The 12,119-nt window shown below is 71.6% G+C and carries 11 protein-coding genes and 1 other RNA gene; 4 read left to right on the top strand and 8 right to left on the bottom strand.

The window, feature by feature from the left end; translation table 11 throughout:
• Positions 1 to 76 precede the first annotated feature (76 nt).
• The 6 genes from FE256_RS15935 to FE256_RS15910 form a co-directional block, all read right to left on the bottom strand.
• Positions 77 to 2,605, bottom strand: a complete 2,529-nt coding sequence (locus FE256_RS15935; RefSeq protein ID WP_138177615.1) for a glycoside hydrolase family 65 protein — start codon at positions 2,603 to 2,605, stop codon at positions 77 to 79.
• 53 nt (positions 2,606 to 2,658) lie between these two features.
• Complete coding sequence (locus tag FE256_RS15930) at positions 2,659 to 3,393, bottom strand: HAD family hydrolase (protein ID WP_138177613.1); 735 nt, start codon at positions 3,391 to 3,393, stop codon at positions 2,659 to 2,661.
• Between the two features lie 83 nt (positions 3,394 to 3,476).
• Complete coding sequence (locus FE256_RS15925; RefSeq protein ID WP_138177612.1) at positions 3,477 to 4,637, bottom strand: N-acetylglucosamine-6-phosphate deacetylase; 1,161 nt, start codon at positions 4,635 to 4,637, stop codon at positions 3,477 to 3,479.
• Positions 4,638 to 4,647: 10 nt separating this feature from the next.
• Positions 4,648 to 5,880 (bottom strand): acetate/propionate family kinase, encoded by a 1,233-nt coding sequence (locus FE256_RS15920; protein WP_138177610.1) that lies wholly within the window; start codon positions 5,878 to 5,880, stop codon positions 4,648 to 4,650.
• Positions 5,877 to 8,012 carry a phosphate acetyltransferase gene (gene pta / locus FE256_RS15915; protein ID WP_138177608.1) on the bottom strand — a complete coding sequence of 712 codons (2,136 nt, stop codon included), beginning with the start codon at positions 8,010 to 8,012 and terminating at the stop codon, positions 5,877 to 5,879. Before pta ends, FE256_RS15920 begins: the two co-directional genes overlap by 4 nt.
• Before the next feature lie 48 nt (positions 8,013 to 8,060).
• Positions 8,061 to 8,849 (bottom strand): DeoR/GlpR family DNA-binding transcription regulator, encoded by a 789-nt coding sequence (locus FE256_RS15910; protein ID WP_394529696.1) that lies wholly within the window; start codon positions 8,847 to 8,849, stop codon positions 8,061 to 8,063.
• A gap of 39 nt (positions 8,850 to 8,888) precedes the next feature.
• On the opposite strand from FE256_RS15910, the gene FE256_RS15905 reads away from it, so the two are divergent.
• Both FE256_RS15905 and FE256_RS15900 read left to right on the top strand, forming a co-directional pair.
• Positions 8,889 to 9,254: a DUF4406 domain-containing protein gene (locus FE256_RS15905; protein ID WP_171024379.1), complete on the top strand. Its 366-nt coding sequence runs from the start codon at positions 8,889 to 8,891 to the stop codon at positions 9,252 to 9,254.
• Complete coding sequence (locus tag FE256_RS15900) at positions 9,251 to 9,919, top strand: NUDIX domain-containing protein (protein ID WP_138177606.1); 669 nt, start codon at positions 9,251 to 9,253, stop codon at positions 9,917 to 9,919. The genes FE256_RS15905 and FE256_RS15900 overlap by 4 nt, the downstream gene beginning before the upstream one ends.
• Before the next feature lie 27 nt (positions 9,920 to 9,946).
• Here the strand turns inward: FE256_RS15900 and ffs are convergent.
• Both ffs and FE256_RS15890 read right to left on the bottom strand, forming a co-directional pair.
• Positions 9,947 to 10,043, bottom strand: an RNA gene (gene ffs, locus FE256_RS15895) — signal recognition particle sRNA small type.
• A gap of 53 nt (positions 10,044 to 10,096) precedes the next feature.
• Positions 10,097 to 10,543 (bottom strand): MarR family winged helix-turn-helix transcriptional regulator, encoded by a 447-nt coding sequence (locus FE256_RS15890; RefSeq protein ID WP_252371059.1) that lies wholly within the window; start codon positions 10,541 to 10,543, stop codon positions 10,097 to 10,099.
• A gap of 76 nt (positions 10,544 to 10,619) precedes the next feature.
• On the opposite strand from FE256_RS15890, the gene FE256_RS15885 reads away from it, so the two are divergent.
• Together FE256_RS15885 and FE256_RS15880 are read left to right on the top strand one after the other, a co-directional pair.
• Positions 10,620 to 11,558: an SDR family oxidoreductase gene (locus tag FE256_RS15885; protein ID WP_138177604.1), complete on the top strand. Its 939-nt coding sequence runs from the start codon at positions 10,620 to 10,622 to the stop codon at positions 11,556 to 11,558.
• A 5-nt stretch (positions 11,559 to 11,563) separates the two neighbouring features.
• On the top strand, positions 11,564 to 12,119 hold a 556-nt coding region (locus tag FE256_RS15880; RefSeq protein ID WP_171024378.1), incomplete at its 3' end, for an amidohydrolase family protein.

The raw sequence follows: 12,119 nt of genomic DNA, 5'->3' as shown, positions 1-12,119 counted from the left end.
CCACCGCCGGTCACCCCCCGCGCACACGAACGCGGCGGCACCCCGGAGGGCACCGCCGCGCGTCGGGTGAGGGAACTCAGGCGTCCAGACCCACGGCGACCGGTTCGTCATCGCTGGGGATGAGGGGGATCGCGGTGGTGACGATCGGCACCGAGGCCGACATCAGGGTGCCGTCCTCGCGGACCGAGCCCTCGAGCTGGCGGATCGACGGACGTCCGGGGATCACCGGGCCCTGGCCGTGCAGCGTGATCCGGACGCTCTCGCCGGGCGCGACGGTGTAGTCCACGCCACGGACGGCGAACTCCACCGGCTCCCCGTCCTCCCCGGCCCGCAGGGTGAGCGCGGTGGCGGTGAGCGTGATGTTCAGGCGCGTCCCGTGCCAGTGCAGCACGTACGACAGCTCGGGCCAGTCGACCGGGAGCCGCGGGTCGAACGTCAGTCGACCGAAGTGGTCGCGCATGCCGCCGAAGCCGCTGACGAGCGCCGTCCACACGCCGCCGGCGGAAGCCACGTGCACACCGTCGGCGGCGTTGTGGTGCAGGTCGCCGAGGTCGACGAACGCCGCCTGCCGGAAGTACTCCAGCGCGAGGTCCTGGTAGCCCACCTCGGCGGCCAGGATCGACTGCACGACCGCCGACAGCGTCGAGTCGCCGGTGGTCAGCGGGTCGTAGTACTCGAAGTCGGCGAGCTTCTCGGCATCCGTGAAGTGATTGCCCTGCAGGAACAGCGCGAGCACGACGTCGGCCTGCTTGAGCACCTGGTACCGGTAGATGACCAGCGGGTGGAAGTGCAGCAGCAGGGGGCGCTGGTCGGGCGGGGTGTTCTCGAGGTCCCAGATCTCGCGCTCGAGGAACACGGCGTCCTGAGGATGGATGCCGAGCGCCGGGCTGAACGGGATGTGCATCGCCTCGGCCGCCTTCTCCCAGCGGTCCGGCTCCGAGGGATCGAGGTTCATGCGATCGACCATGCGACCGTAGTCCTCGGGGGCGTTCTCGGCGAGGTCGCGCACCGTCCGCGCCGCGAAGCGCAGGTTGAACCGCGCCATGACGTTGGTGAAGAGGTTGTCGTTGACGACGGTGGTGTACTCGTCGGGCCCGGTGACGCCGTGGATGTGGAAGGAGTCCGGCTCGCCGTCGGCGCCGTCGCTCGAGCGCCAGAAGCCGAGGGTCGACCACAGTCGTGCCGTGTCGACGGCGATGTCGACGCCCTCGCGGGCGAGGAACTCCTCGTCACCGGTCGCGCGGACGTACTTCGCCAGCGCGAAGGCCACGTCGGCGTTGATGTGGTACTGCGCGGTGCCGGCGGCGTAGTAGGCCGAGGCCTCTTCGCCGTTGATCGTGCGCCATGGGAAGAGAGCACCGGCCTCGTTGAGCTGGTGGGCGCGCTTGCGGGCCGCGGGGAGCATGAGGTGCCGCATGCGGAGCGCGTTCCGCGCCCACTGCGGCGTCGTGTACGCCAGGAACGGCAGCACGTACACCTCGGTGTCCCAGAAGTAGTGACCGCTGTACCCCGACCCGGTGACGCCCTTCGCGGGGACACCGTGTCCGTCGGCGCGGGCGGCGGCCTGGGCGAGCTGGAACAGGCACCAGCGGGTCGCCTGCTGCAGGTCGGCGTGACCGCCGATGCGCACGTCGGAGCGGTCCCAGAACGCGGCGAACCAGTCGATCTGGCGTTCGACGAGGCCGTCGACGCCGATCTCGCGGGCACGGTCGAGGGTGCGGCGGCACCGGTCGACGAGTTCGCCCGCGGGCACACCGCGCGAGGTGTGGTAGCTCACGAGCTTCGTGATCGTCGTGGGAACCCCGGCCCGGGCGTGCACGCGGTACACGGTCTTGGCGAGGTCGGGCTCGACGAGCTGCCGGACCGTGTAGTCGTTGTCGGTCTCGATCGCGTGCTCGGCGATGACGGCGAGCGTCATTCCCGATTCGGTGACCTCGTACGACAGGGCCGAACGGTCGCCGTCCTGCCAGTAGTCCCGCGGCTGCAGCACACGGTCGGTGAGCTTCTCGGTCTTCCGCGGGTCGAAGCCGGACTGCCGGGATGCCATCGGCGAACCGCCGTAGATGCCCTCGCCGTCCTGACGGTTCAGCAGCTGGCTGTTCACCGCGACCGGGGCGTCGGCGTTCAGCACCGTCACGGTCAAGCGGAGCACGGCGAGGTGCTTCTCCTCGAAGGAGACGAACCGCTCGTCCTCGATGCGCACCTCCTTGCCCGAGGGCGTCACCCACAGCAGCGTGCGACGGAGGATCCCCTGGCGCAGGTCGAGAACGCGCTCGTAGTCGCGCACGTCGGCGATGTCGAGCGAGAGCGGCTCGTCGTCGACGTAGACCCGGAGGACCTTGGCATCCGGGGCGTTGATGATCGTCTGCCCCACCTCGGCGAAGCCGTACGCCTGCTCGGCGTGGCGGATGGGGAACGTCTCGTGGAACCCGTTGATGAACGTGCCCTGCTCGTGGGCGAAGCGCCCCTCGATCGAGTTGCCGCGCAAGCCCAGATAGCCGTTGCCGACCGCGAAGAGGGTCTCGGTGACACCGGTGTCGTCGGCCGAGAACTCGGTCTCGATGAGACGCCATTCGTCGACGGGGAAACGATCGCGATCGATCATCGGGGGCATGCCTTCCGGTGCCGGGGTTCGGGTCAGTCGCGCGAGGCGACGGCTCAGTCTACGAACGCCTGGAGGTCGTCGACGACCACGTCGGCCCCGGCGGCCGAGAGCTGGTCCGCCCCCACCCCGCGATCGACGCCCACGACCAGAGCGAAACCCGCCGACGAGGCCGAGGTCACGCCGCTGAGGGCGTCCTCGACGGCCGCGGAGCGCGCCGGGTCGACGCCGAGCATCTTCGCCGCTTCGGCGAACACGTCGGGCGCGGGCTTGGACGCGAGGTGATCGCGTTCGGCGACGACGCCGTCCATCACCACGGGGAAACGCTCACGGATGCCGGCGGCCTCGAGCACCTCGACGGCGTTCTTCGAGCTGGACACCACGGCGATCGGGGTGCCGGCCTCGTCCAGCACGTCCAGCAGCGCGATCGAGCCGGGGTACGGCGCGATGCCCTCGGCCCGCAGGATGCGCGAGAACACGACGTTCTTGCGGTTGCCGACACCGCAGACGGTGTCGCTCGACGGGTCGTCGGACGGGTCGCCCCACGGCACTTCGACGTCGCGGCTGCGCAGCAGACTCGCGACACCGTCGTAGCGCTTCTTGCCGTCCACGTAGTCGAAGTAGTCGCGATCTGTGTACGCCGGCTGGATGTCCCAGGCCGCAAAGAGCTCGTCGAACATCTCTTTCCACGCCCGCATGTGGACTTCCGCGGTGGGCGTGAGCACCCCGTCGAGGTCGAACAGCACGGCGTCGTACGACGTCAGGTCGGGCAGGTCACGGCTCTCGGTCACGGCGGGCTCCAGATCGCAGGGCGGGACGTGCAAGCGACGGGGACGTCGCTGTCCCAGCGTACCGGCGAGGCCGCCCCGCGGTCTCAGCGGGACCCGGACACGAGGGCCCGTCCGCCGATCCACACGCGGGACGGATGCCACATGGCATCCCACCACACGAGGTCGGCGAGAGCGCCCTCGGAGAGGTGACCGATGTCGGTGCGGCCGAGCGATCGGGCGGCGTTCTCGGTGCACGCGGCGAGGACGGAGGCCGGGTCCAGGCCCGCCGCGATCATGCGGCGCACACCCTCGTCGAGCACGACGCCGGCCCCGGCGATCGTGCCGTCGGGGCGCCGACCGAGGCCCGTGTCGTCGTTCGCGACGGGCTGCCCGCCGAAGTCGTGCCACTCGCCCGGGGCGAGACCGGCGGTCACGATCGCGTCGCTCACGCCGACCGCGCGACGGCCGGCCGCCGTCATCACGAGCGACACGACGCGGGGGTCGAGGTGCCGGCCGTCGATGATCGTGCCCACGAAGAAGCGGTCGTCGACGAGAACCGCTCCGGGCACGCCGGGCTCGCGCGCGGTCAGGGGCCGTTGGGCGTTGAAGACGTGCGTGGTCATGGTCGCCCCGGCGTCGCCCGCCGCGTGGACCTGCGCGGCGGTGGCGTCGCTGTGCCCGACGGCGACGACGACCCCCTCTCGGGTGAGACGCCGGACGGCCTCGAGCGCACCGGGGAGTTCGGGGGCGAGCGTGACGGTGCGCAGCGCGCGATGCGCGCCGGGATCCGACACCAGCGCGTCGATGTGGGCGGGCGTCGGCGCGAGCAGCCACTCGGCGCGGTGCGCTCCCGCGCGGGCCGGCGAGAGGAACGGTCCTTCCGCGTGCGCCCCGAGGACCCGGGCGACCGGTTCGTCGGCGAAAGCGTCGCGCGCGCGACCGATCCGCTCCAGGGATGCCACCAGTTCGGGCAGCGGCGCCGTGATCACCGTGGGTTGCACCCCCGTGATGCCGTGCGTCGCCAGTCCCGCGAGCAGCGTCCGCCATGCGGCACCGTCGGCGGCGGCGACATCCGCCCCGAACGCGCCGTTGACCTGCAGATCGAGCAGCCCCGCACTGAGCATGCCGTCGGCGAGATCGACGTCGACGACGTCGTCGTCTCGTGCGGGACGCACCGTCCGGATCCGCGCGCCCGCGAGCTCCAGCACGACGGGCCCCACCACCGCCCCGCCGATGAGGGCCCGGGCGGCGCGCAGGCGGGTCACGGCCGTGGGCTCAGGACGCGACCGACAGAGTCTGTCGAGCGATCTCGAGCTCTTCGTTCGTCGGCACCACGAGCACCTCGACGCGCGAGGCGTCCGACGAGATGCGACGGATGCCGCGCCCCCGCGTCTCGTTGCGCTCGGCGTCGAGCTCGACCCCGGCGAAGCCCAGGGTGGCCATGGCCTCGGCGCGCACGCGCGCGGCGTTCTCGCCGACGCCCGCGGTGAAGGAGATGACGTCGACGCCGCCGAGCTGGGCGAGATAGGCCCCGGCGTACGCACGCAGCCGGTGGACGTAGACGTCGAAAGCGAGCTGGGCGTCGGGGTCGCCCGCGTCGCAACGCGCGGTGAGGTCGCGCATGTCGGACACCCCGGCGAGACCCTGGAGCCCGGACCGCTTGTTGAGCAGGGTGTCGAGGTCGGCGATCGAGAGGTCGGCACGGCGGGCGAGCTGGAACAGCACCGCCGGGTCGAGGTCACCGGAGCGCGTGCCCATCACGAGACCTTCGAGCGGGGTGAGGCCCATCGAGGTCTCGACGGACCGGCCGCCCTCGATGGCGGTGACGGACGCGCCGTTGCCGAGGTGGAACACGATCTGACGGAGTTCGGCCAGGGGCCGTCCCACGAACTGCGCGGCGGACTCGCTGACGAACTTGTGGCTCGTGCCGTGGAATCCGTACCGGCGGATGCGGTGCGCCTCGGCGAGTTCGCGATCGATCGCGTACGTGTACGCCGCCGGGGCGAGCGACTGGTGGAATGCGGTGTCGAAGACGGCCACGTGCGGAACCGCGGGGAAGGCCTTCTTCGCCGCGACGATCCCGGCGAGGTTCGCGGGGTTGTGGAGCGGGGCCAGCACCGACAGCTCGTCGATGTTGATCTCGACGAGCGGGGTCACCAGCGTCGGCTCGAAGAAGCGCGCCCCGCCGTGCACGACGCGGTGCCCGACCGCCACCGGCGCGCGCTCTTCGAGCGAGGGGCCGTGCAGAGCGAAGGCCTCGAGCATGACGGCGAACCCCGCGGTGTGGTCGGGGATCTCGCGCTCGATGGTGGACGTGGCATCCGTCACCGTCGGCGCAGGGCCGTCGGAGGGAGCGAGGGATGCCGCGGTGACGGTGTGGGTCGCGACGCCCGTGCCCTCGCCGATGCGCTCGACCAGCCCCGAGGCGAGGACGCGCTCGTGCTCCATGTCGAGCAGCTGGTACTTGAACGACGACGAACCGCTGTTGACGACCAGCACGACGCTCACGCGGGGCTCCCCTGGGCCTGGATCGCGGTGATCGCGATCGTGTTGACGATGTCGCCGACCAGGGCGCCGCGCGACAGGTCGTTGATCGGCTTGTTCAGACCCTGCAGGACCGGGCCGATCGCGACCGCACCGGCCGAGCGCTGCACGGCCTTGTAGGTGTTGTTGCCGGTGTTCAGGTCGGGGAAGACGAAGACGGTCGCACGCCCTGCGACCTCGGAGCCGGGCATCTTGGCCTGCGCCACGGCGGCGTCGGCCGCCGCGTCGTACTGGATGGGCCCCTCGACCAGCAGCTCGGGCGCGCGCTCGCGCACGAGCGCCGTGGCCGCGCGCACCTTCTCGACGTCGGCGCCCGTGCCCGACTCCCCCGTCGAGTACGACAGCATCGCGACGCGCGGTTCGATGCCGAACTGCGTCGCGGTCGCCGCCGACGACACCGCGATGTCGGCGAGCTGCTCGCTCGTGGGGTCGGGGATGACGGCGCAATCGCCGTAGACCAGCACGCGGTCGGCCAACGCCATGAGGAACACGCTCGAGACGACCGACACACCGGGCGCGGTCTTGATGATCTCGAACGCGGGGCGGATCGTGTGGGCCGTGGTGTGCGCGGCACCCGAGACCATCCCGTCGGCCAGGCCCAAGTGCACCATGAGCGTGCCGAAGTACGACACGTCGGTGACGGTGTCGGCCGCCTGCGCGTACGTGACGCCCTTGTGGGCGCGCAGACGCGCGTACTCGGTGGCGAACTTGTCGACGTGCACCGCGTCGAAGGGGCTCAGCACCTCGGCGTCACGGATGTCGATGCCGAGCTCGATCGCGCGGCCGCGCACCTCGATCGGCTCGCCGAGGATCGTCAGGTCGGCGATGCCGCGCGAGAGCACGGTGGCCGCGGCCCGCAGCACGCGGTCGTCGGTGCCCTCGGGCAGCACGATGCGGCGCTTGTCGGAGCGCGCGCGATCGACGAGGCCGTACTCGAACATCAGCGGGGTCACGACGCTCGGGCGGGAGACGCCCAGCTCGCGGGTGAGGAGCTCGGTGTCGACGTGGCGCTCGAACATCGCCAGCGCCGTGTCGTAGCGGCGCTGCGAATCGGCGGCCAGACGTCCGCGCGTGTTCATGATCCGCACCGCGGTGTCGTAGGTGCCCAGATCGGTGGCGATGATCGGCAGCGACGAACCGAGGCCGTCGATGAGGCGCACGATCGCGTCGGGCAGCTCGAACCCGCCGTTGAGCACGACGCCGGCGAGCGAGGGGAACGTCCCCGACGAGTGCGCCAGGAGCGCCGCCAGCAGCACCTCGGTGCGGTCGGCGGGGATGACGATGACCGCGGATTCCATCAGGCGCGGCAGGACGTTGACCATCGACATACCGGCCACCACCACGCCGAGCACCTCGCGGGTGAGCAGCTCGGGGTCGCCCTTGATGAGCTCGCCCTCGACCGAGCGCAGCACTCCGCGCATCGACGGCGCGATGAGGAAGCGGTCCTCGGGGAGTGCCCACACCGGCACCGTCCGGCTGCGCGGTGCGCCGGCCGTGTCGACGACGTGCCGCACCGAGGACACGACTTCGTCGAGCAGGTCGGGATCGGCGCGATTGACGATCGCGGCGAACACCTCGGCACGCTCGTGCAGCAGCTCGGGGAGAGCGAGGGCCGCGATCTGCCCGACCTCCTGCGGGGTGCGGGCGACCGACAGTCCCAGCGTCTCACCCTGTCCATGTTGCGCGCGGCCGCCGAGGACGAGGAGCACCGGTGCCCCGAGGTTGGCCGCGATACGGGCGTTGTAGGCGAGCTCGGCGGGACTGCCGACGTCGGTGTAGTCGCTGCCGATCACCACGACCGCGTCGCACTGGGCCTCGACCGCCTTGTACCGCTCGACGATGCGTCCGAGCGCGGCGTCGGCGTCGTCGCGCACGTCGTCGTACGTGACGCCCACGCACTCGTCGTAAGCGAGGTCGACGCCGTCGTGGTCGAGCAGCATCTCGAGCACGTAGTCGCGCTCGGCGGTCGAGCGCGCGATCGGCCGGAAGACGCCGACGCGCGGGGTGACGCGACTCAGGGCGTCGAGGACACCCAGAGCCACCGTGGATTTGCCCGAGTGACCCTCGGCCGACGTGATGTAGATGCTCTGCGTCACGGGCTCCACCCTATGCGGGGGAGGTGACATCGCGCGGGGGTTGCCTCGCTATCGAGCGATGTCGAGCGGCCCCGGGGCGGGCGGAACGGGCAGCAATCGAGCGCCCGCCCGACGCAGGGCCCCGGCGCGGGGATCGCCGCGGTCGAGATCGGCGATGATCCCGGAGACGCCCGTGAGCGGCAGGATGCCGAAGCGCGAGGCCGCGCCCAGCTTCTCTTCGCTCGCGAGGACGAACGTCTCGGCCGCCCGCTCGGCGAGGGCACGCTTCATCGCCGCTTCTTCGGCATCCCCCGTCGTCAGCCCCGCCTCGCCGTGCACGCCCGTGACGCCCAAGAAGAAGACGTCGGCGCTGACCCGCTGCGCGGCTTCCACCGCGGCGCCACCGCACGCCACCGCCGAGTGCTTGAACACGCGCCCGCCGATGACGATGACCTCCGCGTCGTGGTCCAGGAGCGCGGCGGCGATGGTCGGCGAATGCGTGATGATCGTCCCGGTGAACGCCCGAGGCAGGGCATGGACCATCGCGAGCGTCGTGGTGCCGCCGTCGAGCAGCACCGTGGAACCGGGCTCGATCAGGGCCACGGCGGCGTCCGCCACGCGCGCCTTGCTCTCGCGAGCGACCTCCTGGCGCACCGAGTAGTCGGCGACCGCGGGCGAGGCCGGCAGAGCACCGCCGTAGACACGCACGGCGAGGCCCGCGGCATCCAGTTCCCGCAGGTCGCGGCGAATGCTGTCCTCGGACAGGCCGAGTTCGACCGCAACATCCTTGACCACGAGGCGCCCGTCGCGCCGCAACCTCTCGAGCAGGACGCCCTTGCGCGCAGCAGCCAGCATCATGTCCACATTCTTGCACGTTTCTGCACTATCGTTCCGACTATGAGCCGCCCCCTCCTGATCCTGATCGCCGGACCGTACGCGTCGGGTACCGACGGCGACCCCGCGCGCATGGCCGCGAACCTGCGCCGTCTGGAGGAGGCGGCGTGGCCGATCTTCCGCGCCGGGCACGTCCCGATGATCGGCGAGTGGGTCGCGCTGCCCGTCCTCGCGAGCGCGGGGGCGTCGGGGCCGAACGACCCGCTCGCCTCCGAGGTGCTCTATCCGACCGCGGAGCGCCTGCTGCAGCACTGCGACGCCGTCCTCCGCCTTCCCGGCGCCTCGCGCGGCGCGGACCGCGACGTGGAGATCGCGCTCGAACGCGGCATCCCGGTGTACACCTCGATCGAGGAGATCCCGACCGCATGAACGACGCACGCCCCGGCACCACCGTCCCCGACCACCGAGGCCGCACGGGCCTGCACCTCACCGGCCGCGATCTCGACCGCAACCCGCGCGTCGTGGTCGACGACGTCGAACTCCTCGCCGCCGGATGGCACGTCCTGCGCGCGACGACCTTCCGGTACCGAGGCGACGACGGCGAGTGGTCGACCCAGAAGCGCGAGACTTACGACCGCGGCAACGGCGCGACGATCCTGCTCTACGACCCCGACCGGCGCACGGTGCTGCTCACGCGGCAGTTCCGCTACCCGGTGTACGTCAACGACCACCCCGACGGGATGCTCATCGAGACCGCGGCCGGGCTGCTGGACGACGACGACCCGATCACCGCCATTCGCCGCGAGGCCGAGGAGGAGACGGGGGTCGTCGTCACCGAGGTGCACCCGGTGTTCGAGGTGTACATGAGCCCCGGATCGGTCACGGAGCGGTTGCACTTCTTCGCCGCCGCGTACGACGGGGCGTCGCGCGAGGGCGACCGCGGAGGCCTGGTCGAGGAGGGCGAGGAGATCGAGATCCTCGAGTACGACATCGACGCGGCGCTGCAGATGGTCCGCGACGGAGAGATCCAGGATGCCAAGACGATCATGCTGCTGCAGTGGGCGGTGATCGACGGGCCGTTTGCGCGCCGCTGAGGGCGAGGCATCCGGATCCGCGGGCAAAGAAAAGACTCTCCGCGCACCCGGTAGAGCCTGGTTACCCTTGCTACGTTTCCGTCCTGGGGGAGTTGGCCTGGATGCCGCCGCGCGGAGAGCCGACACGAGTCTACCCGACCGACGGGCCGGCGCACGCCCCGGGCCGACGCACGGGGCTCAGTCCGGGAACGCCACGCGCCGCAGCAGCGTCGTGAGCTGCCGTCGCTCTCCGTCGTCGAGGCCGGTGTGCAGCTCGCGCTCGGCCGCCAGGATCGCGGGGCGGGCCTCGTCCAGCAGCGCGCGGCCCGGCGCGGTGATCACGACGACGTTGGCGCGGCGGTCGCGCGGATCGGGCTCGCGCGTGACGAGACCGCGGCGCTGCAGGTCGTCCACGAGAGCGACGACCTGGCTCGGATCCAGCCGCAGATGATCGGAGACCTCGCGCTGCGAGGGACGCGTCTCTCCCGCGGCGAGCGCGAGCACCGAGTACGACCGCACCCGCAGACCGAGGGGCGCGAGCGCGGCGTTGCCGGCCGCGATGGAGAGGGCGTTCGCGCGCGCCATGAGGAAGCTGAGTTCGTCGTCGAGGCGGACGGGCGCATCGGGGGCGGGCGTCGAGGTCACTCCCCGATGGTAGCGAACTCAATGATTGACATTCTCAATCGTTGAGTTTAGAAATGGTCTCGACGGAAGGATCCCTATGACCAGCGCACCGCTCCTCGACGGCAAAGTCGCCGTCGTCACCGGCTCGGGCCGCGGCCTCGGCCTCGCCTATGCCCGCGAACTCGCCCGCCACGGCGCCGCCGTCGTGATCAACGACGTCGACGCGGCGACCGCAGCGGAGGCCGTCGCCACGATCGAGTCCGACGGGGGCCGCGCGGTCGCGGTCGTCGCACCCGTCGGCCCCACCGCTACGGCCCAACAGCTCGTCCGCACCGCCGTCGACACTTTCGGCGGTCTGGACATCCTCGTCACCAACGCCGGGGTCCTGCGTGACACCGTGCTGTGGAAGATGAGCGACGACGACTTCGACACCGTGATCGGGGTGCACCTGCGCGGTACTTTCACGTGCGTGCGCGAAGCGGCGGGGTGGATGCGCGAGCACGGCGTCGCCGGGCGGATCATCTGCATCGGCTCCCCCACCGGTCAGCGCGGCAACTTCGGCCAGACGAACTACGCCGCCGCCAAGGCCGGCATCGTCGGCATGGTGCGCACCTGGGCCCTCGAGCTGAAGCGCGCCGGGATCACGGCGAACGCGGTGATCCCCGTCGCCGCCACCGCCATGACCGCGACGGTGCCCTACTTCGCCGCCGCCGTCGAGGCCGACGCCGCCGGGGAGCCCATGCCCGCCTTCTTCCGCCACGACCTCGGCTTCGGCACGTCCGACGACGTCGCGGGCCTGATCGCCTACCTCGCCTCGGATGCCGCCGGCGCCGTGACCGGCCAGGCCATCGGTGTCGGCGGCGATCGCCTGCAGCTGTGGACGCACCCCGAGCCGGCCGCCACCGCCTACCGCGACGGCGGCTGGACCGCCGAGGACCTCACCGCGGGCTTCGCCGAGGCCGTCGGCCCCCTGCAGGACGTCGGGGAGAGCTTCCCACCGCTCCCCGACGACCTGCGTCGCGACCCCGCGCGGTGACCGGCGTGACCCGTTACGAGCCCGCCATCGACGTCGCGGCGCTGACCGCGATCGACATGCACGTGCACATCGAGGTCGACGGCCACGCGCACGCCTCGCTGCCCGACGACCTCGCCGAGGCGGCCAGCCGCTACTTCTCGACCGACGGCCCGCGCCCCGACCTCGACAGCATCGCCGCGTACTACCGCGAGCGGCGGATGGCGGCGGTGGTGTTCACCGTCGACGCCGAGACGCAGCTGGGGCACCCGCCGATCTCGAGCGCCGAGGTCGCCGCGGGCGCGGCACGTCACCCCGACGTGCTGATCCCCTTCGGATCCGTCGACCCGCGCCGTCCCGACGCCGTCGAGCGCGCGCGGCGCCTGATCGACGAGAGCGGGGTGCGCGGATTCAAGTTCCACCCCACCGTGCAGGGCTTCGACCCGAGCGACGAGGCGCACTACCCGCTCTACGCCGAGCTCGAGGCCGCGGGGGTGGTGGCCCTCTTCCACACCGGCCAGACCGGGATCGGAGCCGGGATGCCGGGAGGCCGGGGGCTGCGCCTGGCACTGTCGAACCCGATGC

Origin of the sequence: Microbacterium sp. 5K110 (genome assembly GCF_005774735.1) — a bacterium.
Classification (GTDB): domain Bacteria; phylum Actinomycetota; class Actinomycetes; order Actinomycetales; family Microbacteriaceae; genus Microbacterium.
Note: the sequence above shows the minus strand (reverse complement) of the source record. Positions and strands in the feature narration are given on the sequence as shown.